The 22,677-nt window shown below is 63.0% G+C and carries 17 protein-coding genes and 3 tRNA genes; 15 read left to right on the top strand and 5 right to left on the bottom strand.

Annotated elements, in window-relative coordinates; translation table 11 throughout:
• Nucleotides 1-74 precede the first annotated feature (74 nt).
• The 8 genes from QP413_RS03000 (at nt 75) to QP413_RS02965 (ending at nt 5,250) form a co-directional block, all read left to right on the top strand.
• Nucleotides 75-147, top strand: a tRNA-Thr gene (locus tag QP413_RS03000).
• Nucleotides 148-214: 67 nt separating this feature from the next.
• Nucleotides 215-288: transfer RNA gene (locus QP413_RS02995), tRNA-Met, on the top strand.
• Between the two features lie 351 nt (nt 289-639).
• Nucleotides 640-712: transfer RNA gene (locus tag QP413_RS02990), tRNA-Trp, on the top strand.
• 42 nt (nt 713-754) lie between these two features.
• Nucleotides 755-1,099, top strand: a complete 345-nt coding sequence (gene secE / locus QP413_RS02985) for a preprotein translocase subunit SecE (protein ID WP_256374215.1) — start codon at nt 755-757, stop codon at nt 1,097-1,099.
• A gap of 225 nt (nt 1,100-1,324) precedes the next feature.
• Entirely contained in the window at nt 1,325-2,209 is an 885-nt protein-coding gene (gene nusG, locus QP413_RS02980; RefSeq protein ID WP_284780531.1) for a transcription termination/antitermination protein NusG, read from the top strand.
• A gap of 143 nt (nt 2,210-2,352) precedes the next feature.
• A complete protein-coding gene (gene rplK, locus QP413_RS02975) occupies nt 2,353-2,796 on the top strand; it encodes a 50S ribosomal protein L11 (RefSeq protein ID WP_012359548.1) in 444 nt (147 codons plus the stop codon).
• Between the two features lie 106 nt (nt 2,797-2,902).
• On the top strand, nt 2,903-3,619 hold the full coding sequence (gene rplA, locus QP413_RS02970; protein WP_070759795.1) for a 50S ribosomal protein L1: 717 nt from the start codon (nt 2,903-2,905) through the stop codon (nt 3,617-3,619).
• Nucleotides 3,620-3,813: 194 nt separating this feature from the next.
• Nucleotides 3,814-5,250 (top strand): hypothetical protein, encoded by a 1,437-nt coding sequence (locus QP413_RS02965; RefSeq protein WP_284780530.1) that lies wholly within the window; start codon nt 3,814-3,816, stop codon nt 5,248-5,250.
• Nucleotides 5,251-5,355: 105 nt separating this feature from the next.
• Here the strand turns inward: QP413_RS02965 and QP413_RS02960 are convergent, their stop codons facing one another.
• Nucleotides 5,356-6,075, bottom strand: coding sequence for a VTT domain-containing protein (locus QP413_RS02960; RefSeq protein ID WP_284780529.1), 720 nt, complete (start codon nt 6,073-6,075; stop codon nt 5,356-5,358).
• A 162-nt stretch (nt 6,076-6,237) separates the two neighbouring features.
• Between QP413_RS02960 and QP413_RS02955 the strand changes: the two genes are divergently transcribed.
• The 6 genes from QP413_RS02955 (at nt 6,238) to QP413_RS02930 (ending at nt 17,814) form a co-directional block, all read left to right on the top strand.
• Nucleotides 6,238-7,392 (top strand): hypothetical protein, encoded by a 1,155-nt coding sequence (locus QP413_RS02955; protein ID WP_284780528.1) that lies wholly within the window; start codon nt 6,238-6,240, stop codon nt 7,390-7,392.
• 361 nt (nt 7,393-7,753) lie between these two features.
• Nucleotides 7,754-8,266, top strand: a complete 513-nt coding sequence (gene rplJ, locus QP413_RS02950; protein WP_284780527.1) for a 50S ribosomal protein L10 — start codon at nt 7,754-7,756, stop codon at nt 8,264-8,266.
• A gap of 136 nt (nt 8,267-8,402) precedes the next feature.
• Nucleotides 8,403-8,789, top strand: a complete 387-nt coding sequence (gene rplL, locus QP413_RS02945) for a 50S ribosomal protein L7/L12 (protein ID WP_070761056.1) — start codon at nt 8,403-8,405, stop codon at nt 8,787-8,789.
• 136 nt (nt 8,790-8,925) lie between these two features.
• Complete coding sequence (locus QP413_RS02940) at nt 8,926-9,900, top strand: DUF3068 domain-containing protein (protein WP_284780526.1); 975 nt, start codon at nt 8,926-8,928, stop codon at nt 9,898-9,900.
• A gap of 343 nt (nt 9,901-10,243) precedes the next feature.
• On the top strand, nt 10,244-13,756 hold the full coding sequence (locus QP413_RS02935; protein WP_284780525.1) for a DNA-directed RNA polymerase subunit beta: 3,513 nt from the start codon (nt 10,244-10,246) through the stop codon (nt 13,754-13,756).
• An 86-nt stretch (nt 13,757-13,842) separates the two neighbouring features.
• A complete protein-coding gene (locus QP413_RS02930) occupies nt 13,843-17,814 on the top strand; it encodes a DNA-directed RNA polymerase subunit beta' (RefSeq protein ID WP_284780524.1) in 3,972 nt (1,323 codons plus the stop codon).
• A 148-nt stretch (nt 17,815-17,962) separates the two neighbouring features.
• Here the strand turns inward: QP413_RS02930 and QP413_RS02925 are convergent, their stop codons facing one another.
• Together QP413_RS02925 and QP413_RS02920 are read right to left on the bottom strand one after the other, a co-directional pair.
• On the bottom strand, nt 17,963-18,700 hold the full coding sequence (locus tag QP413_RS02925; protein ID WP_284780523.1) for a DUF1707 domain-containing protein: 738 nt from the start codon (nt 18,698-18,700) through the stop codon (nt 17,963-17,965).
• A gap of 148 nt (nt 18,701-18,848) precedes the next feature.
• Nucleotides 18,849-19,085: a hypothetical protein gene (locus QP413_RS02920; protein ID WP_149122000.1), complete on the bottom strand. Its 237-nt coding sequence runs from the start codon at nt 19,083-19,085 to the stop codon at nt 18,849-18,851.
• Between the two features lie 562 nt (nt 19,086-19,647).
• On the opposite strand from QP413_RS02920, the gene QP413_RS02915 reads away from it, so the two are divergent.
• Nucleotides 19,648-19,845 carry a DUF4236 domain-containing protein gene (locus QP413_RS02915; protein ID WP_012359564.1) on the top strand — a complete coding sequence of 66 codons (198 nt, stop codon included), beginning with the start codon at nt 19,648-19,650 and terminating at the stop codon, nt 19,843-19,845.
• Here QP413_RS02915 and QP413_RS02910 read toward each other — a convergent pair.
• Entirely contained in the window at nt 19,842-20,576 is a 735-nt protein-coding gene (locus tag QP413_RS02910) for a radical SAM protein (RefSeq protein ID WP_284780519.1), read from the bottom strand. The genes QP413_RS02915 and QP413_RS02910 overlap by 4 nt on opposite strands.
• Nucleotides 20,569-22,461: a ribonucleoside triphosphate reductase gene (locus QP413_RS02905; RefSeq protein WP_284780518.1), complete on the bottom strand. Its 1,893-nt coding sequence runs from the start codon at nt 22,459-22,461 to the stop codon at nt 20,569-20,571. Before QP413_RS02905 ends, QP413_RS02910 begins: the two co-directional genes overlap by 8 nt.
• Nucleotides 22,462-22,677: the final 216 nt, after the last annotated feature.

Here is a 22,677-nt window from a genome sequence, read left to right as displayed (position 1 = left end):
TGGTTATGCTACTTCAGGCTTCGATCAACGGGCCACAGCGAATTACTTCGCTAGGTTCGGTCGATTTAAGTTGCGCCCCCTTAGCTCAGTCGGCAGAGCGTTTCCATGGTAAGGAAAAGGTCGACGGTTCGATTCCGTCAGGGGGCTCTGTCATTTTATGTGGCCGTCACGTGACCTGTTTACGCTGGCCGTGGCTGGTCGTGTAAGTGGCTGTGGCGGTGTAGCTCAGCTGGTTAGAGCGCACGACTCATAATCGTGAGGTCCCGGGATCGAGTCCCGGCACCGCTACTATTTCAGGACCCCGTGGTTTTTCCGCGGGGTCTATTTTTTTATTGACGACGCCACCGCCCTCACCGCCGCCTTGGCTCGCCGCGTCCCACAGGGGAGTGGGTTCACCGGGTGGTCCTGCCGCAAGTCATGCCAGCCCTGAGCATGTCCCACCGGGGAGCGAGGCCACCGGGTGAGGCTATTGCGCGCCCAGCCTCCCGTGTTCACCCCACTTCGAGTGGTGGAGTGCTGCGGAAAACGTGGCAAGTTGTCTAACTGAATGGAAAGTTGCTAGGCTACTCCCGTGTTGCACGCATGGTGCGTTGTCTGCGGGTAAAATCGCGGCCATCAACCCGGCGTTGCCACAGTTTTAGGGGTGTAGCTCAATTGGTAGAGCAACGGTCTCCAAAACCGTAGGTTGCGGGTTCAAGTCCTGTCACCCCTGCAAAGTACGCCCGCCCCCGCGGGCGCCCGAAGGAGTAACCACGTGAGCGAAGATAGCAACAGGGCCGAAGGCTCCGGAGCGAACGCTTCCGGAGGCTCCATGCGCCCCAGCGGTAAGCGCCAGGTCGCTGGCCAGGCCACCACGGCTCGCGCGACCAGCGCTTCGACCACCCCCGAGGTTGTCGAAACCCGGAGCAACCCCTTCACTGCCATCGCGGACTACATCCGCGGCGTGATCTCCGAGATGCGCAAGGTCATCTGGCCGACCGGCCGCGAGATGGTGACCTACTCCATCGTCGTGCTGGTCTTCCTCGTCCTGATGACCGCTCTGGTTGCTGGCGTGGACTACGTCACTGGCCTCGGTGTTCGCTGGGTCTTCGGCGTCTAGCTTTAGCTGGTTCCCCCAAGCACAGCGGTATGCTCCAAGCCCTCCCTCGTGGAGGGCTTTTTTGCGTCTCCTCTCGCCGCACCGGCCTGCTCATGGCCATAAATCCTGCCCGCGTGCTAAACTCGTCAACAGAAAACATCCCGCCTCGCCGACCAACGGTAGGGGCGGATTTTTATTGCCGATCGTGCCTAAAACGACCCAGGCTCACCCGACAAGGAGCATCACATGAGCGCAGATAAGAACCTCAGCGCAGCGGACCTCGCCGCCGCTGCACAGGAGGACATCCACCAGGAAGTCGCAGCCCACAAGGAGTCCGAGGCCGACCAGGCCGCGGCAGCCCTGGGCGACGCGGCAGAGGACACCGCCGCGGAGCTGGCGGAGGGCACCGAGGCCGCCCCGGAGGCTTCCGAGGCTGAGCAGCCGGAGAAGACCGCCGAAGAGGCCGCGATGGAGGCCTACAAGACCCGCCTGCGCGAGTTCATGCGCGCCCTGAAGAAGCTGCCGGGCGAGTGGTACATCATCCAGTGCTACTCCGGCTACGAGAACAAGGTGAAGACCAACCTCGAGATGCGCGCCCAGACCCTGGGCGTGGACGAGCAGATCCACGAGGTCGTCGTCCCGATCGAGGAAGTCACCGAGCTGAAGGACGGCAAGCGCAAGCAGGTCAAGCGCAAGCTGCTGCCGGGCTACGTCCTCGTCCGCATCGAGCTTGACGACGCCTCCTGGTCCGTCGTCCGCGACACCCCGGGTGTGACCTCCTTCGTGGGTAACGAAGGCAAGCCGACCCCGGTGAAGATCCGCGAGGTCGCGAAGTTCCTGCTGCCACCGGAGACCGCAACCGCTGCGGCGGAGGACCAGGGCCAGGACGCTGCCGACGTCGACGTCTCCGCGACCGGCGTGGCTGTCCCGCCGAAGCCGGCCTCCGAGACCGTCGAGGTGGACTACGAGGTGGGCGAGTCCGTCACCATCCTCTCCGGCCCGTTCGCATCCGTTGCCGCGACCATCTCCGAGATCGATACCGTCCAGAATCGCCTCAAGGCAATGGTCTCCATCTTCGGCCGTGAGACCCCGGTTGAGCTGGAATTTGATCAGGTCGCGAAGCTCGATTAATGTAACTCTGTCTGCTATTCAGTGGCGCGCCTTCGGCGTGCCCGGGTGGCAGTGGAACTATTCATCTCCGGTGGCTGGCTAAGAACCGGCATCCGGTCGGGGAGCGGTACGCCCGCTTCCTGATAACAGAAAGAGGTATAGCGATGGCCAAGAAGAAGAAGGTCCAGGCGCTCATCAAGCTGCAGATCCAGGCTGGTGCAGCAACCCCAGCTCCGCCGGTTGGTCCGGCACTGGGTGCTCACGGTGTGAACATCGTTGAGTTCACCAAGGCCTACAACGCTGCAACCGAGTCCCAGCGCGGCAACATCGTGCCGGTCGAGATCACGGTCTACGAGGACCGCTCCTTCGACTTCAAGCTGAAGACCCCGCCGGCTTCCAAGCTGCTGCTGAAGGCCGCTGGCCTGCAGAAGGGCTCCGGCGTCCCGCACACCGACAAGGTCGGTAAGGTCACCTGGGATCAGTGCAAGGAAATTGCAAAGACCAAGGAGCCGGACCTGAACGCGAACGACATCGAGGCTGGCGCGGCCATCATCGCCGGTACCGCTCGCTCGATGGGTATCGACGTCGAGGGTCGCCCGTCCGCTTAAGTGCGCCACCCCGGTGGGTTTGCCGCCGGGGTTTCATCGCGTGGCAGGGTCGCTTGCTGACCCACTAGACCACAACTCCAACACCTAAACCCAGATTGGAATTTTCATGAGCAAGGTTTCTAAGGCTTACCGCGAAGCGGCCGCTAAGGTCGATCGCGATAACAAGTACACCCCGCTGCAGGCTGCGAAGCTGGCCAAGGCGACGTCCTCCAAGAACTACGACGCAACCATCGACGTTGCGATCCGCCTGGGCGTTGACCCGCGCAAGGCTGACCAGCTGGTCCGCGGCACCGTCGCACTGCCGAACGGCACCGGTAAGGACGTCCGCGTGGTCGTCTTCGCCGAGGGCCCGAACGCTACCGCTGCCGAGGAGGCAGGCGCAGACTTCGTTGGCTCCGCTGAGCTGATCGAGAAGATCCAGGGCGGCTGGACCGACTTCGACGCTGCGATCGCTACCCCGGACCAGATGGCTAAGGTTGGCCGCGTTGCTCGCGTGCTGGGCCCACGTGGTCTGATGCCGAACCCGAAGACCGGCACCGTCACCACCGACGTTGCTAAGGCTGTCTCCGAGATCAAGGGTGGCAAGATCTCCTTCCGCGTGGACAAGGCGTCCAACCTGCACGCCCTGATCGGTAAGGCTTCCTTCGACGAGAAGAAGCTGGCCGAGAACTACGGTGCCCTGATTGACGAGCTGCTGCGCATCAAGCCGTCCTCCTCGAAGGGTAAGTACATCAAGAAGGTCACCCTGTCCTCCACCAATGGTCCGGGTGTCCCGGTCGACGAGACCATCCAGAAGAACTACGCAGACGAGGCTGAGGCTTAAGCCCCAGCGTCACTGACGTAGCTGCCCCGATCCCGCAAGGGTCGGGGCAGCTTTGCGTTGTGGGGGTAAAACGCGAGGGAGCGGGGGAGGGGACCCTGAGCGCTTGTTAAAATGCTCCTGATTAAAACTGGTTTCCACCGCATCGCTGGTCGAGGAAAGTTTTTAAGGAGCGAGCCATCACAACGAGAGAATAAATGTCGCGCCGTTATGCCGACATGACGAGTGCGGTGAACCAGTCCACCGCGATGCAGCGCGAGATGGTTTCCCAGCAGCGCCTGGGCAACATGATTAACGCGACGGCCGCGATCGTCGCCCACGCGGATGCGAAGAAGACCCACGGCCTGCTCGGCAAGTCGCTGGCCAACCAGAGGGAATCCATCGCGCTGCAGCAGGAGGCCATTCGGCAGAGCGCTGCACAGCACCGGGAAGTGGTGCAGGGCTTCTACCAGCTGGACCAGACGATCACCAGCATCGGGGACCAGCTGCACACTGACCTCGACGACATCAAGCACGGGACGTTCGCGAACTGGCGCGATGGCGTGGGGGCCGATTACTTCTACAAGTACCGCCCGCAGGCGGTGAAGCACCTGGACGATTACTCCAATATCAGCCGCATGTGGCTTCAGGTGCTGGCCGATCGTTTCGCGGGCATCATCGCGGACTACCCGCGGTGGAAGAAGTCGGATTGGGCGGACGATGCGTTGCGCACCGGGGTCTTCGTGGCTCCCCCTGTGGTGGAGCAGCCACCAGAGATCCAGGATCTGCCGCCGAAGCCGAAGACGCCCTTCGTGCCGCCGAGCTTCCTGGTGTGGATCCTCGCCGGGATCATGTTCTTCGTCGGCATCATCGGGGTCGGCGCGATCCTCCTCGGTGCGATGTCCTGGCGTGCGGAGTCCGAAGGCCAATCGCTGAAGCAGAACATGTTCGAGCAGATTGGCCCCGAGGCGATCGAGCAAGCAGAGGAAAAGGATTTCCGGTTCCTGGACGAAGAACTCGCCGCGTCGGGCGGTAAGAATTACTCCTGCAACCCTGGCGAACTGCGTGCACAGGCAGAGGGAGTGAACGTCGGGGACCTCGACTTCGATGGCTTCTGCCAGTCCCTGGAAAAGATCAACAAGACTATGAACACCGGCCCCAAAATCGTGATCGCCGGGAGCCTGCTCAGTGGTGTTCTCGGCGCAGGCGCGATCGTTTTCTGGGCCTACCGGCGGGAAGGCAAGGCCGAAGCCGTGGACGATGCGTACGTCGCGGCCGTCAATAAGCAGGTGGCGGAGAATCAGGCTCGCGTCGACGGATGGAATCAGCATTTCGAAGCCCAGCTGTCTGACTACCAGCGGCGAAACAAGCAAGCCTTCAATGCCGCGCGCTCGTATATCGAATCAGCGATGGGGATCTCCATGAACGGGGATCTGGGTGACCGCTGGGCATCCACCGCGGACCGTACGCGCAAGGAGCAACTCACCTCGCTGATCGAAAACGAGGTGCGGCGCCCGCCGTCGCGCTTCGACTGGATCGAGTTGGAGCCCTTCGTCGCGAACCGGAGCCTGCCCGAAGACCTGAAGGCGATCGCGGTGCGTCTCATCGAGATCCAGACCGGTGGCAGCACCCCCACCGGCAAGCTGGAGCAGTAGCTTAAGACCGTAAAGAGGCTCGGCCCCATTCAGGGGCCGGGCCTCTATGCGTTGCGCAAGCGCGCCGGTCGCCGGGGGATGGTGCCCGCCGCAGAAGCGCTGGGTTTAGGCAGCCTTCTTGTTCTGCTTCGAGATGCTCCAGAACATGAACACCAGCAGCGCGATCGTGATCCACATGGCGTAGCGGTTGACCTGCTCCACGATGGAGATCACCTGTTCGCCGTAGGTTACGCCTAGGTAGGCGAAGAAGGCGTTGGTGACCAGCACGCCGAAGGCGTTGAGTCCCAACACCGTCCAGAATCCCATTCGCCGGATGCCGGCCAGCAGGTTGGCGATGACAATGGTGGGCACGAAGGGGATGTAGGAGAGCACGATCGCAGCTCCCAGCACGCCGGGGCGCGCGTTTTCCAGTCGCGCGGTCCAGCGTTGCAGCCTGGGGGAGTGGGCGACCGACATACGCAGGTACTCCAGGCCCCACTTGTTGCCGACCAGCCACCACAGGGGGACGGTCTTCAGCGCACCGACCAGGGTCATCAGCACGATGGCGACCGCCGAGATTCCACCGGTGGTGGACTCTGCCCCGCCCACGATCGAGGAGGTATAGCCGCCCACCATGAGCGCGTAGGGCACGGGGTTGTTGAGCAGCCACACTCGCAGCGGGATCATCGCGAAGCCGAAGATCGTCGCAGCTATCAGGTAAACCCAGATCCACTTGTCCAGCCGGTCGGGCTGGGAGATGAAGGCCGGGATCTGTTCTTCCTGGCTCCCGGTCTGCTTTTCAGCGTCGCCCTCTGGGGACGTATCGGCGGTGTCGAATGGTGCCATGCTTTTCCTTCGTTGTTATCCCCGAGCGGCGACATTCTGGGTGAGTGCGGAGAGCAAGGTGATAGCCGCGACGCCAGGGGTTAAGGACTTGAGCGTATCAGCTGCCCCTGGCCGCGAGCTCCACATCGCTGGCGCGTCGATTCTGACCTAGCCTGGGGAGTAATGACTATGGAAGGCCACCAGATCTCAGAGTCCACCCCAAGCGATAAAACTTCCCAGCTTTCAGTGCGCATCGTCGCGGACCCTGGGCTGGTGTCTGCCCAAGTGTCGAAGGTTCTTGATAGCGCGGACTTGCCAGTGGATTGCAGCTTTAACCTCGACACCGAACTGCTGCTCATGGATCCCAACCGCTCCCTGATCGCGCCGGATGTTCCGAGCGGCAGGAGCCCCGCGGATTTGCAGCTGCTCGTCACCGAGCTGCCGCGCTTTAGTGGTGCCACCGTGTTGAGAAGTGAGCTTTATCCGAATCAGGATGTGGCGGTGATCAGCTACCCCACGCTCGGGATGCTCGGCGCCCGCGACGGACTGGCCCAGGAAATAGCGCGCGTGATTGGGGAATACCGCGACTACCTGGCGTCCTCCCAGGGCGAAAGGGAGCAGTCGGTGAGGGAGGGAAAGAGCAAGCTCAAGACGATGCTCGGCATGATCGCGACGAATCAACCGCGTCGCTCGATCGGTGCGCTGTCCGGTGCGCTGGCTGCGGGCATTGGGGTCGGCGCCTTCGGCATCTTCTATAGCTCGATCTGGGAAATGGCGGATTACCTCACCGTGACCCGCCTGGCGGTGGTCAATATTGTCGCGGTGCTAGCGATGATTCTGTGGCTACTGCTGGATAACAGCCTCTGGGATAAGCCCAGTGCACAGTCCTTCAAGCGGGTCATTGCGCTGTACAACGGTTCGACGCTTCTCACCCTCGCGGTCGCGGTTCTGGGGATGTATGCCATCCTTTTCCTCATTATTTTTGCTGGCGCCGGTGCGATCATTGCCCCGGACTTCATGACGAAGGTTTTGGGCGAGCCGGTCACCGTGGGGACGTATGCCAGGATTTCCTGGCTCGCTGCATCCATGGGCGTGACCGCCGGGGCCTTGGGGTCGAGTTTCAATTCGGACTCCGCGGTTCGGCGGTTGACCCACGGGGCGCGCGAACGGCAGCGGCTGTATTCCCGCAATGAGGATTACGACGAGGCTGCCGATGGGACCGGGGAGCACGACTGGGATGGTGCGTGGAGCCAGCGGTCCCAGCAAGCAGCACGTCAGTATTGGCACGAGATGAAGCGCCGTGGGGAGCAGGCGGATCAGTACCGCGATGCCGCCTAGGCCGATTTGGTCTTTCGGCTGCTGGGCGTTAAGCTGTCAGGCGAAGTTTTGATATGTTTCAAAGTTTCACCGAAGACCGTCGGTCACTTGGGAAAACGCTTTCCAGCCGTGCTGATCTGATCAGCAAGCTCGTGCGAGCGCTCCCGGGTTGAAGGATCATCGTCATGATGACGGCCCACGCAGGTAACACGAGACGTTTTGTATCGCGCCGCTAGGTTTACGCCAGTGAGCTGCGGTTCCAGAAGCGCCCCGTTGCCCCCTGCGGGTACGGGGCGCTTTGTCGTTGTGAAAGTGTTTCCTTCGTTTCGATCGCCGGTGCACGTACACACGTACACCAGAACATCAGGAAGGAGGCGAGAGTATGGCTAATCCAAAGAACACTGCAGCGCTGCAGGAGCTCAAGGCACGCTTCGAGGAAGCAGACGCCACCGTGCTGACCGAATACCGCGGTCTGTCCGTGGTTGAGACCACCGAGCTGCGTCGCGCGCTGGGTCAGGATGTCACCTACTCCGTCGCCAAGAACACCCTGCTCAAGCTGGCTGCTAAGGAAGCCGGCGTTGAGATTGACGAATCCCTGCTGACTGGTCCTACCGCTGTTGCTTTCATCAAGGGCGAGGCTGTTGACGCGGCTAAGGCCATGAAGGATTTCGGCAAGGATCACGATGCTTTCGTCGTCAAGGGCGGGAACATGGACGGCGCTTCGCTGTCCGCTGAGCAGGTCATGGCTATCGCCGACCTGGACAACCGCGAGACCACCCTGGCCAAGCTGGCCGGTGCTCTCCAGGGTTCCTTGGCAAAGGCTGCTGGACTGTTCAACGCTCCTGCGTCCCAGGTTGCACGCCTCGCGGCTGCCCTGCAGGAGAAGAAGGACTAGTTCCGCCACGCTGGGCGCGAGGGCACGGTGTGCCACCGCGCTGGACCACAGGCCGGTCCACCACAGTAAAAACTTTTAAAAACACTTCGCCGCAGGGCCGATTGCCCAGGCGGCACAACACGAAAGGATGCCTATTATGGCTAAGTTCACCAACGAAGAGCTGCTGGATGCCTTCAAGGAGATGACCCTGATCGAGCTCTCTGAGTTCGTCAAGCTGTTCGAGGAGACCTTCGACGTCACCGCTGCTGCTCCGGTTGCTGCTGTTGCAGCTGCTGGTGGCGCTGAGGGCGGCGCTGCTGCTGAGGAGAAGGACGAGTTCGACGTCGTCCTGGAGGACGCAGGCGCTAAGAAGATCGGCGTCATTAAGGTCGTCCGCGAGGTCGTCTCCGGCCTGGGCCTGAAGGAGGCTAAGGAGCTCGTTGAGGCTGCTCCGAAGGCTCTGCTCGAGGGCGCTTCCAAGGAGGACGCTGAGGCAGCTAAGACTAAGCTGGAAGAGGCCGGCGCAAAGGTCTCCCTCAAGTAATCCAGTTGCCGCGCACAGCGGCCGCGTGATTCACCGCCCCGCAAGGTTCGCCTTGCCGGGGCGGTTTTTCTATTGCTGCCCAGCGCTACTTTTTAAAGGGAACAGCGTGTCTGCGGGCTGTTGTAGCATGTTCAGCATGAACTCGAAGTCCCGTATCGTTGCTGTGTTTGTGCTCGGCCTGGCCAGCGCCATGATCGTGGCGGGCGTGCTCCTGCCACGGCTCTTCCCCGAGGAGCGGCCGGTGCCACTGAGCCTGCAGCACACCACCTTCACCTTGGAGGACGAGGACGCAACCGTGGGTCCGGGGTACTTGGGCGTGGGGAAGGATGAGCCCATCCAGGCGCCGGTGGCTCGCCAGTTCAACATGCAACTGGGCCAGCCGGCCACGGAGGAGGAGGCGACGGTGCGCGTCGGCGTCTCCAACGCCCGCACCAATGTGAAGGACGATCTGGAGTCCCTGCTGGACGCGCAGGTCTATAGCTACCGGCTGAACCGGATGAACGGTGAAGCCGTGGGGGAGGCCAAGGTCGCGGATTCCCCGGCGACCCCGCCGAAGTCTGTGGAGATGGAGGGCTCCTGGGCGAAGTTCCCGGTGGATACCCAGCAGCAGAGCTACGAGTACTTCGACTGGACCGCCCGTCATGCCTACCCGGCGGAGTTCCGGGGCACTGAGCGTCGGGAAACCTCTAGCGGTGAGGAGAAGGAGATCTACCTCTTCCGTCAGGAGATTCCGGCGGAAAAGGTCAGCTCCCACTACAGCGGCATCCGCAATGCCATCGTCAAGGACGGCGACCGTGCGGAGCTGTATCACGGTGGCTGGCGCGAGCTGGCGGTGGAGCCGGAGTCCGGCATGATCGTCGGCATCGAGGAACACATCCAGGACGAATACCGCAACGCCGAAGGGAAGGCGGTGGAGCCCCTGCTGACCTTTGAAGGCCGCACGACCGAGGCCAATGAGCGTCAGATGCTGGACCAGGCGGACGAGCTCGGCGGAAAGCGCTCCACGGAAAAGTGGGGCCGCGGGGTATTCTGGGCCGGTGTGATTCTGCTGCTCGCCGCACTCGTCGTGGCGCTGCGCCGGGAACGGAAGCGCCGGGCTACAAGCGTGTAATTTTGCGCCCGTCGAAGCGGACAGATACTATCGGCCTGTTCGGTGTCCATGGGGGTGGACATTTGGGGGCATCTACTATATGGTAGTTCGTTGCGCTGGTTAAATTCTGAACCCTTGTGGGCAGGCGAGTTGAGAGATGATGATCTCACCAACAATCGGCCTTGGCAATGAGCTTCCCTCCAGCAGTCGCAGACTGCGGAAAAGCGGATTTGACAAGGTCCTTTAGGCATTCCTGCTTATCTGGCGTTCGGAATCACACCACCGATATAGACCACCACGAAAAATCGTACGCTCACGCAACCGTTTCCCAGCCTGGCTCCACCCAGGCGAGGAGAAACGCTTAGTGCTGGAAGGACCCATCTTGGCAGTCTCCCGCCAGACAAGTTCAGTGGCCGGAATCCCCGGAGCTTCGACTCGCTACTCTTTCGCGAAGATCGACGCCCCGATCGAGGTTCCAGGCCTTCTTGACCTCCAACGAGAGTCCTTCGCCTGGCTCGTCGGCGCCCCGGAGTGGCGCGCCCGCATGCAGGCCGAGGCTGGGGAGGGAGTCCGCGTCACGAGCGGACTGGAGGACATTCTCGAAGAGCTGTCCCCCATTGAGGATTATTCGGAAAACATGTCCCTCACGCTCTCGGAGCCACGCTTCGACGACATGAAGACCTCCATCGACGAGGCCAAGGAAAAGGACATCAACTACGCGGCACCGCTGTACGTGACCGCGGAGTTCACCAACGCCCAGTCCGGCGAAATTAAGTCCCAGACCGTCTTCATCGGCGATTTCCCGATGATGACCGACAAGGGCACCTTCATCATCAACGGCACCGAGCGTGTCGTCGTCTCCCAGCTGGTCCGCTCCCCGGGCGTGTACTTCGATGAGTCGATCGACACCTCCACCGAGCGCCCGCTGCACGGCGTGAAGGTCATCCCGTCCCGCGGTGCATGGCTGGAGTTCGACGTCGATAAGCGCGACACCGTCGGCGTCCGCATCGACCGTAAGCGCCGCCAGCCGGTGACCGTCCTGCTGAAGGCCCTCGGCCTGACCACCCAGGAGATCACCGACCGCTTCGGCTTCTCCGAGATCATGATGTCCACCCTCGAGAAGGATGGCGTCGAGAACACGGACGAGGCACTGCTGGAGATCTACCGCAAGCAGCGTCCAGGCGAGTCCCCGACCCGCGACTCCGCGCAGGCCCTGCTGGAGAACTCCTTCTTCCGCCCGAAGCGCTACGACCTGGCGAAGGTCGGCCGCTACAAGGTCAACCGCAAGCTCGGCCTCGGTGGCGACACCGACGGCACCATGACCCTGACCGAGGAAGACATCCTCACCACGATCGAGTACCTCGTCCGCCTGCACGCTGGCGAGCGCACCATGACCTCCCCGGAGGGCGTGGAGATCCCGATCGAGGTCGACGACATCGACCACTTCGGTAACCGCCGCCTGCGTACGGTCGGCGAGCTGATCCAGAACCAGGTCCGGGTTGGTCTGTCCCGCATGGAGCGCGTCGTCCGCGAGCGCATGACCACGCAGGACGCCGAGTCCATCACCCCGACCTCCCTGATCAACGTGCGTCCGGTCTCGGCAGCGATCCGCGAGTTCTTCGGTACCTCGCAGCTGTCCCAGTTCATGGACCAGAACAACTCCCTGTCCGGCCTGACCCACAAGCGCCGCCTGTCTGCGCTGGGTCCGGGTGGTCTGTCCCGTGAGCGTGCTGGCCTCGAGGTCCGCGACGTTCACCCGTCTCACTACGGCCGCATGTGCCCGATTGAGACCCCGGAGGGCCCGAACATTGGTCTGATCGGTTCCCTGTCTTCCTACGCTCGCGTGAACCCGTTCGGTTTCATCGAGACGCCGTACCGTCGCGTCGTCGATGGCAAGATCACCGACGAGGTCGAGTACTTCACCGCTGACGAAGAGGACCGTCACGTCATCGCTCAGGCGAATACGCCTTTCGATGCGGACATGAAGTTCACCGAGGACCAGATTGAGGTCCGTCTGCGCGGCGGCGACGTGGAGGTCGTCCCGGCAAGCCAGGTGGATTACATGGACGTCTCCCCGCGCCAGATGGTCTCCGTCGCAACCGCGATGATTCCGTTCCTGGAGCACGACGACGCCAACCGTGCCCTCATGGGTGCGAACATGCAGCGTCAGGCTGTGCCACTGCTGCGCGCCGAGGCCCCGTACGTCGGTACCGGTATCGAGCAGCGCGCTGCCTACGACGCCGGTGACCTGATCATCGCCCCGAAGGCTGGTGTGGTGGAGTACGTCTCCGCTGACTACATCACCATCATGGACGATGAGGGCATCCGCGATACCTTCATGCTGCGCAAGTTCGAGCGCACCAACCAGGGCACCAGCTACAACCAGAAGCCGCTGGTTAACCAGGGCGACCGCGTCGAGGCCGGCCAGGTCATCGCCGACGGCCCGGGCACCGATAACGGTGAGATGGCGCTGGGCAAGAACCTGCTCGTCGCCTTCATGCCGTGGGAGGGTCACAACTACGAGGATGCGATCATCCTCTCCCAGCGCATGGTTGAGGAGGACGTGCTGACCTCGATCCACATCGAGGAGTACGAGATCGACGCCCGCGACACCAAGCTGGGCCCGGAGGAGATCACCCGCGACATCCCGAACGTCGGCGAGGACGTCCTTGCTGACCTGGACGAGCGCGGTATCGTCCGCATCGGTGCGGACGTCCGCGACGGTGACATCCTCGTCGGTAAGGTCACCCCGAAGGGTGAGACGGAGCTGACCCCGGAGGAGCGCCTGCTGCGCGCCATCTTCGGTGAGAAGGCCCGCGAGGTTCGCGATACCTCCATGAAGGTCCCGCACGGTGAGACCGGCAAGGTCATCGGCGTGCGCGTCTTCTCCCGTGAGGACGACGACGACCTCGCCGCTGGTGTCAACGAGATGGTCCGCGTCTACGTCGCCCAGAAGCGCAAGATCCAGGACGGCGATAAGCTCGCCGGCCGCCACGGCAACAAGGGTGTCGTCGGCAAGATCCTGCCGCAGGAGGATATGCCGTTCCTGCCGGACGGTACCCCGGTGGACATCATCCTGAACACCCACGGTGTGCCGCGTCGTATGAACATTGGTCAGGTCTTGGAGGTGCACCTGGGCTGGCTGGCGAAGGCCGGTTGGCAGGTCGACACCAACTCCGACGACCCGAAGATCAAGGCCATGCTGGAGACGCTGCCGGAGGATCTCTACGACGTTCCGGCCGACTCCCTGACCTCCACCCCGGTGTTCGACGGTGCGTCCAACGCCGAGCTGTCCGGTCTGCTGCGCTCCTCGCGCCCGAACCGCGACGGTATCCGCCTGGTGGATGACTTCGGTAAGGCGCAGCTGATCGACGGCCGTACTGGTGAGCCATACGAGCACCCGATCTCCGTGGGCTACATGTACATGCTGAAGCTGCACCACCTGGTCGATGAGAAGATTCACGCCCGTTCCACCGGTCCTTACTCCATGATTACCCAGCAGCCGCTGGGTGGTAAGGCCCAGTTCGGTGGCCAGCGCTTCGGCGAGATGGAGGTGTGGGCAATGCAGGCATACGGTGCCGCCTACACCCTGCAGGAGCTTCTGACCATCAAGTCCGATGACGTGGTGGGCCGCGTGAAGGTCTACGAGGCGATCGTGAAGGGCGAGAACATCCCGGATCCGGGTATCCCAGAGTCCTTCAAGGTCCTCCTCAAGGAGCTGCAGTCCCTGTGCCTGAACCTTGAGGTTCTGGCCGCGGACGGCACCCCGATGGAGCTGTCCTCCGATGATGACGACGAGCTTGAGTCCGCAAACGCAGCGCTGGGTATTAACCTGCAGCGCGATGAGCGTCCAGACGCCGACATCGACGTTGGCTAACGCTCAAGGCTTCGCACACTTTCAGATTCTGACCTAGGTTCACCCACAATGGCCCTCCACATTCTTGGAGGGGAAAGGAAGTCCACGTGCTGGACGTCAACTTCTTCGACGAACTACGCATTGGCCTGGCCACGGCCGATGACATCCGTCGCTGGTCGCGCGGCGAGGTAAAGAAGCCCGAGACGATCAACTACCGCACCCTCAAGCCAGAGAAGGACGGTCTGTTCTGCGAGCGCATTTTCGGGCCGACCCGCGACTGGGAGTGCTCCTGCGGTAAGTACAAGCGTGTCCGCTACAAGGGCATCATCTGTGAGCGCTGTGGCGTCGAGGTGACCAAGTCCAAGGTTCGCCGTGAGCGCATGGGCCACATCGAGCTGGCCGCTCCGGTGACCCACATTTGGTACTTCAAGGGCGTTCCGTCCCGCCTCGGCTACCTGCTGGATCTGGCCCCGAAGGATCTCGAGAAGATCATCTACTTCGCGGCCAACATCATCACCTCTGTCGATGAGGAGGCTCGTCACAGCGACCAGACGACCCTCGAGGCAGAGATGCTGCTCGAGAAGAAGGAGGTCGAGCAGGACCGCGACGCGGACCTGGCCGACCGTGCCAAGACTCTCGAGGAGGACCTCGCGGAGCTCGAGGCTGCCGGCGCGAAGGCCGACGCCAAGAAGAAGGTGCAGAACGCCGCTGACCGCGAGATGCGCCACATCCGTGAGCGCGCTGAGCGCGAGGTGGAGCGCCTCGACGAGATCTGGAACACCTTCGTCAAGCTCGCCCCGAAGCAGATGATCGCGGACGAGACGCTCTACGAGGAGCTGCTCGACCGCTACGAGGATTACTTCACCGGCGGCATGGGCGCGGAGGCTATCCAGACCCTGATCCGCAACTTCGACCTCGAGGCCGAGGCCGAGTCCCTGCGTGAGGTCATCCGCGACGGCAAGGGCCAGCGCAAGCTGCGCGCCCTCAAGCGCCTGAAGGTCGTCGCTGCGTTCCTGCGCTCCGGCAACGACCCGGCCGGCATGGTCCTGGACTGCATCCCGGTCATCCCGCCGGAGCTGCGTCCGATGGTTCAGCTGGACGGTGGCCGCTTCGCGACCTCCGACCTCAACGACCTGTACCGTCGCGTCATCAACCGCAACAACCGCCTGAAGCGCATGCTGGATCTCGGTGCACCTGAGATCATCGTGAACAACGAGAAGCGCATGCTGCAGGAGTCCGTGGACGCGCTGTTCGACAACGGCCGTCGCGGCCGTCCGGTCACCGGCCCGGGCAACCGTCCGCTGAAGTCCCTCTCCGACCTGCTGAAGGGTAAGCAGGGCCGCTTCCGCCAGAACCTGCTGGGTAAGCGTGTGGACTACTCCGGCCGTTCGGTGATTATCGTTGGTCCGCAGCTGAAGCTGCACCAGTGTGGTCTGCCGAAGCTGATGGCCCTGGAACTGTTCAAGCCTTTCGTGATGAAGCGCCTGGTGGAGAAGTCCTACGCGCAGAACATCAAGTCCGCGAAGCGCATGGTTGAGCGCCAGCGCCCAGAGGTCTGGGACGTTCTGGAAGAGGCCATCGCCGAGCACCCGGTGATGCTGAACCGTGCACCAACGCTGCACCGCCTGGGTATCCAGGCCTTCGAGCCCGTGCTGATTGAGGGTAAGGCTATTCAGCTGCACCCGCTGGCTTGTGAGGCCTTCAACGCGGACTTCGATGGTGACCAGATGGCAGTCCACCTGCCGCTGTCCGACGAGGCCCAGGCTGAGGCCCGCATCCTGATGCTGGCTTCCAACAACATCCTGTCCCCGGCCTCCGGTAAGCCGCTGGCTATGCCGCGTCTGGACATGGTCACCGGCCTGTACTACCTGACCCTGATCAAGGGCAAGGAGGAGTTCGGCGGCCAGGGTGCCTTCACCGAGGCCACCGAGCAGGGCCCGGCAACTGGCGTGTACACCTCCCTGGCGGAGGCCATCATGGCCTACGACCGTGGTGTGCTCGGCCTGCAGGCCCCGATCCACGTCCGCATCGACCACCTTCGCCCGCCGGCTGAGGTTGAGGCGGAGCAGTTCCCGGATGGTTGGCAGAAGGGCCAGACCTGGACCGCCGAGACCACCCTGGGCCGCGTGCAGTTCAACGAGCTGCTGCCGTGGAACTACCCGTACGTCGAAGGCGTGATGGACAAGAAGAACCAGGCCGTCGTCATTAACGACCTGGCAGCGAAGTACCCGATGATCACCGTCGCGCAGACGGTGGACAAGCTGAAGGACGCTGGCTTCTACTGGGCAACCCGCTCCGGTGTGACCATCACCATGCACGACGTGCTGGTTCTGCCGAATAAGCAGGAGATCCTCGACGAGTACGAGGCCAAGGCACAGCGCATCGAGAAGAAGCTGGCCCGAGGCAAGATCAACGAGTCCGAGCGCTACCAGTCCCTGGTTGACCTGTGGAAGGAAGCAACGGACTTCGTCGGTGAGTCGGTGGAGAAGCTCTACCCGGATGACAACCCGATCCCGATGATCGTGAAGTCCGGTGCTGCCGGTAACATGCGCCAGATCTGGACCCTGGCCGGCATGAAGGGCATGGTCACGAACTCCCGCGGTGACTACATCACCCGCCCGGTGAAGACCTCCTTCCGTGAGGGCCTGTCCGTGCTCGAGTACTTCAACAACTCCCACGGTTCCCGTAAGGGTCTGGCGGATACGGCACTGCGTACCGCTGACTCCGGTTACCTCACCCGTCGTCTGGTGGACGTCGCGCAGGACGTCATCGTCCGCGAGGACGACTGTGGCACCAAGCAGGGCGTTGTTCTGGACGTCTGCACCCCGGTGCTGGACGCCAACGGCGAGAAGACCGGCGAGTTCGCTCGCGCGGACTTCGTCGAGACCTCCGTGCTGGGCCGCTTCCTGGCCGCCGACGCCATCGGCGCGAACGGCGAGGTTGTCTGCGAGGCCGGTGCGATCATCGGCGAGCTGGAGCTGGCCGAGCTGGTCAAGGCTGGTGTGGAGACCGTCAAGGCCCGCTCCGTCATGACCTGTGGCACCGCCACCGGCGTGTGCTCCACCTGCTACGGCAAGTCCATGGCGACGGGTAAGAAGGTCGAGATCGGCGAGGCTGTCGGTATCGTGGCTGCCCAGTCCATTGGTGAGCCGGGTACTCAGCTGACGATGCGTACCTTCCACCTCGGTGGTGTTGGTGGCGATATTACGGGTGGTCTGCCGCGTGTTCAGGAGCTGTTCGAGGCTCGTGTTCCGAAGGCGAAGTCCCCGATCGCTTCCGTGGACGGCAAGATCAAGATCGAGGACGACGACGCGTTCTTCACCCTCACGATCATCCCGGACGATGGTTCCGAGGAGGTTGTGTACGAGAAGCTGTCGAAGCGTCAGGGCCTGGCAACGCTGGGTACCGGCGGCGTGGAGCGTCCGCTCCGCGACGGTGACCACGTGAAGATGGGCCAGCAGCTGCTGAAGGGCGCTGCGGATCCGCACGAGGTGCTCCGCGTGATGGGTCGCCGTGGCGTGCAGCAGCACCTGATCAACGAGGTGCAGAAGGTGTACCGCGATCAGGGTGTGGCTATCCACGACAAGCACATCGAGATCATCGTGCGCCAGATGCTGCGCCGCGTGACGGTCATCGACTCCGGTTCCACGGAGTACCTGCCGGGCTCCCTGGTGGATCACTCCGATGCGGTTGCTGCGTCGAAGGAGGCCGTGAAGACTGGTGGCCGCCCGGTCGAGGTTCGCGCCGAGATCATGGGTATCACCAAGGCTTCCCTGGCAACCGAGTCCTGGCTGTCCGCCGCCTCCTTCCAGGAGACCACTCGCGTGCTGACGGACGCTGCGATCAACAAGCGTTCCGATAAGCTCATCGGTCTCAAGGAGAACGTGATCATCGGTAAGCTGATCCCGGCTGGTACGGGTATCGCCCGCTACCGCAACATCCAGGTCCAGCCGACCGAGGAGGCTCGTGCTGCGGCGTTCACGCTGCCGTCGACCTTCGGTGACGGTTTCTACGGTGACGAGGGCTACGGTGAGTTCACCGGCGCGTCCGTCCCGCTGGATGACCTCGGCCTGCACTAAGGCTTAGGGTTTCTAGGCTTTGGCCTAGAGGTTTAAGGCCTCAGGGTTTTAGAACCCTGAGGCCTTTTGCTGTGCGCGGGGGAGGGGAGGGAAGCGATCGGTGGGGTGGTGGCGAGTGATGGGGGCGGTTGAGACCCCCGACTCGTAGCTAATCCAGCCGGAGGATGCGGATTCTGATGTTTCCGAAGGCATTGGAGCCGGTGATGTGCAGCGTCGGGGCGTTTGCGGGGAGCTGCTCCGGTGGCACAGCACCGCGGGCGACCTTGAAAATCGTGTTCCCGAGTGCCCCGTCGGCGTCGACGGTGACCCGGATTCCCTCCGGAACAAGAACCTCGATCGTCCCGAGAGCACCGGCGACATCGAAGGTGGTGTGGTGGGATGCGAGACGTGCGGACATAAGATCTACGGTCACGTTGCCCCCATGGGCTCGGATTTCTTGATAGGCGGGCACGGTCCAGTGGTGGAGCCGACGGTTGGAGAGGGTTGCTTGCACCCTGCGGTTGGGTAGGTTTTCGCCAGTGACCATCTGGTTGGCGAAATATGCGACCTCTTCCGGGGGCCGCGTGGGCACCGACGGGCGGTTGAAATTAGTGAGCTTTTCCCAGAAGCTTTGCCCATTATTTTTGGGCGCAGGCCGCTGCGTGGCAGGGCTCGGGCTCGTCGAGGCAGTAGGGGCCGACGGGTGGCCGTAGAGTGCCGCGCGCGGGTCGAGGAAAAGATCTGTCAGCGGCACGAGCAGCTCGCCTCGGGTCTGGGCGACGATGCACTGCTGCACTCGCTCGTCGAACTCCGCGATGCTGATCTGGCCGCGGCCAAGGGCATCGTGGAGGAGAGCTTGGGCGCGGTTGCGGTCATTGTCATCGCAACGGAGGGCATCGTCGTTCATGGCTAAGAGGATAGTTGAGTCGCGCGCTTCGCGGATACCCATGGATCTTGCGCAGCGAGCTGTGGACTCCGTCTGCAATATTCGGCTTTAGCTGCAGAAAAGGGCCCTCTGTGGGGTACTGGGCGTGGCTGCAAGCCTTGTCCGATCCCTAACCGTGCTGTGGCACCTTCACCTCACCGAAGTCGCCCGCGCAGCTCATCGACGTATTAGTTTCTTGAGCTCTCGCAGCCGTCGGAGCTGAGCAATTGCCACCGGGAATCTTCACGATCTGGGCGTTGCCGTGGTTATAAGCGTCATAAGGCATGCCGTTCGCGTACCCCTGCATTGCTTCCAACCCCGCAGCGCAATCCGTGCCGGCGGTGACTGCGTATACCTTCTGGTTCACCACCGGCTCGCTGGGCTGCGAGAAATCACGAGTTTTTACCTGCCCGCAATAATCCCCAGGCTGCGTATCCGCGGGTGCGGCGTTCGGGGTCGGCTTTCCTGCTACCGGGGACGCCTCACCCTCCGATTCTCCCGCGCTCTGAGGCCGTGCCGAAGCAGTGCTTCTGTCCTGAACGGGAGGTTTTTCGGCGTCGGTCGGCTGTGGCTTCCTCGAGCTACTCGAGGTTTCGGGAGCGGTGTTTGCCGTGGTCGAGGATTCGGATGCAGTGGTGCTGGTTGGAGTCGAGGGCTGTGAGGCGTTGGGGGTGTCCTCGGAACTGCAGCCGGAGAGTAGGCCGGCTGCGAGCAACGGTGCGACGATCGCGACGGCACGCGGCGAACGGTGCAAAGTTGTGCGTCCTGAGGTTGGCTGGGCGTTTCCAATACGGGTTGTGGTCATCATGGGGGAGACTGTAGCGCGCAGTGCGGACACGGCTGCCGGTTTTCCCTCACAGGAAGGTGAGGGGGCCGTAGATTATTCACCGTTGAGTCGGACGAAGATGTAGACGCTAGAATCTTGCCCCATGGGAATCTTTTTTCGTGAGTCCAAGAAGGTAGGCCGCAACGGTCGCATCAACGTCTCTAGTGGTGGGGTGGGCGGCTCCTACAAGCTGGGTCCGGCCCGCATCACCCAGAAGGCCAATGGGCAGCAGATGATCCGCATCCAGACCGGCATCCCGGGCCTGAATTTCACCAAGACCTTCGGCAAGAAGCCCCGTTAGGCCACGTAGCGCCCGGCGTCATCGACGTTCCGGGCCCACTGCAGGTGTAGCTCGTGCCCGAGCCTTGCGACCTCGCCCTGTAGCTCCTCAAGGTGCTGCTCGATCACCGAGCCCGGCCACAGTGTGGTGCGCATCTGCAGTTCCACGCCGTACTGCTCTGCCGCGGCGGCGGCTACCCGTAGCGAATCCCACATTCGCTCCGCGGCCCGCGGCGCCAGCCCCGTGACCGCAGCGGCATGACGGGGGAGCGCTTTAACGTCCAGCCCGATCCAATCCGGTCGTGTTTCCTCCGTGGCCAGCAAGGCGCGTAGCCGCGCGGGCGCGTACCCGCTCGTGTGCAAGCCCACCGGGAAGCCGGCAACCTTCGTGGCCGCAAGCGCTGCGGCCAGCCCGGCCGCCGCCAGTGGCTCACCACCAGAGATCACCAAACCATCCAGCATCCCTCGGCGCCGCTCCATGAGCTCCAGGGCATCCGAGAAGAGCGGTCGCCCCTCGGCTCCGCGAGCCCCACCCGAGCCATCGCCAGCCCCGCCCAAATCTGCAGCAGGCTCGCCTCCGCCCACCACCGGGAATTCCTGCAGCTGCGCATTGTGGCAGTACACGCAGCGCAGCGGGCAACCCTGGGTGAACACGGTCGCCGTCAGTTTTCCTGGCCAGTCAGTAGCGGAAAAGGGAATCAGCCCTGCCAAGGCCAAGCGGTTGGCGTCCTGAAAAGCGGCGGAACTACGCATGCGGTCGGGCTCCAACCGCGGACGGCGAGAACTCGCCAACCTGCATCGCCACAGCCTCACGGAAGTACTCCCGCTCGCTGAACTCGCCGCGCTTGCCGGTGTTGAAGCTGCTCGTCGGGCGGAAGTATCCCATCACACGCGTCCACACCTCGGTATCGGTGCCACAGCTGGGGCACTGTGGGTGCTCGCCGGACAGGTATCCGTGCTGCGGGCACACCGAAAACGTCGGGGTGACCGTCAGGTACGGCAGCTCGAAGCTCTCCAGTGCCCGGCGCACCAGGGTCGCGCAGGCCTCCCCGGAGCTCATCGCGGCTCCCATGTAGAGGTGGAGCACGGTGCCGCCGGTGTACTTCTTCTGCAGCTCCTCCTGTTCAGCCAGTGCAGCGAAGGGGTCCGGGGTGTGCGCCACGGGCAGCTGCGAGGAGTTGGTGTAATACGGCTGCTCTGAGGTGCCTGCCTGCAGGATTTCCGGGTAGCGTGCGCGGTCCTCGCGGGCGAAGCGGTAGGTCGCGCCTTCAGCCGGGGTGGCTTCCAGGTTGTAGAGGTTGCCGGTGGCCTCCTGCGCTTCGACGAGCCGGTCGTTGAGGTGGTCGAGCAGCCGGGCGACGAGCGCGTGGCCCTCGTGGTCGGTGATGTCCCGGTCCCCGCCGGTGAAGTTGCGGACCATCTCGTTGCAGCCGTTCACGCCGATGGTCGAGAAGTGGTTGTTCAGGCTGGGTAGCCAGCGGCTGGTGTAGGGGTAGAGTCCCCGTTCCATGTTCTCGGCGACGAACTGCCGTCGCCGCTCCAGCGTGTCGACCGCGAGATCCACGAGTTCGTCGACTGCCGCGAAGAGCGCTGCTTCGTCGCCGTGGTGCAGGTAGCCGAGCCGTGCGCAGTTGATCGTGACGACGCCAATAGAGCCGGTCAGCTCGGAGGAGCCAAAAAGGCCATTGCCGCGCTTCATGAGTTCGCGGAGGTCCAGCTGCAGGCGGCAGCACATGGAGCGCACCATGCCCGGGTCGAGATCCGAGTTGAGGAAGCTCTGGAAGTACGGCAGCCCGTACTTGGCGGTCATATCGAAAAGCAGGGCGGCGTTGGCGCTGTGCCAGTCGAAGTCCGGGGTGATGTTGTAGGTGGGGATGGGAAAGGTGAACGGGCGGCCATCGGCATCCCCGGCGCTCATGACCTCCAGGAAGGCCCGGTTAATTATGTCCATCTCTGCTTGGAGTTCGCCGTAGGTGAAGTCCACGGGCTCGCCCCCGATGAGTGGGTTCTGTTCTGCGAGGTCGGCGGGGCAGGTCCAGTCGAAGGTGAGGTTGGTGAAGGGGGTTTGGGTGCCCCAGCGGGAGGGCACGTTGAGGTTATAGATGAATTCCTGCAGGCACTGCTTGACTTCCTCGAAGCTGAGGCTATCCAGGCGGACGAAGGGGGCCATGTAGGTGTCGAAGCTGGAGAACGCCTGGGCGCCGGCCCACTCGTTTTGTAGGGTGCCGAGGAAGTTGACGGCCTGGCCGCAGGCGCTGGAGAGGTGGCGGGGCGGATGGGAAGAGATCGCGCCCGGGACGCCGCCGAAGCCTTCTTCGAGGAGTTGGCGCAGGGACCAGCCGGCGCAGTAGCCGGTGAGGCTGTCGAGGTCGTGGATGTGGATATCGCCGGAGCGGTGGGCGGCGCCAGCCTCGGGGGCGAAGATCTCGTCCAGCCAGTAGTTTGCGGCGACCTTGCCGGAGGCGTTGAGGATGAGCCCGCCGATTGAGTAGTCCTGGTTTGCGTTGGCGTTGATGCGCCAGTCTTGGCGGTGCAGGTACTCCTCGACTGTTTCGGTGGGGTCGACGGCGACTCGCCGCTGCGCGTTGCGGGTGTGGTCTGTGCGGCGGGCTGAGGATCGAATGCTGGGTGCGGACATGGAGGCTCCTCTCGTCGGGGTGGGGATGAGCCGTGGCGGGTGGGGTTCCACCCCGGCTGGTGCCAAATAACATACGTGGAATTCCGGGCCCCGCAAGCAATGGAAGCGCAATATATAGATGGTGACGTGTCTATAATGCCCATATGTAGTGCCTACTTGTGCGTGTGGTGTGTTTGATGCGCACGTGTAGTGAGAGCGTGATCTTGGCCTCATTGG

The organism is Corynebacterium sp. UMB4614, assembly GCF_030217065.1.
Lineage (GTDB): Bacteria > Actinomycetota > Actinomycetes > Mycobacteriales > Mycobacteriaceae > Corynebacterium.
This window is presented reverse-complemented; position numbering and strand designations above follow the sequence as displayed.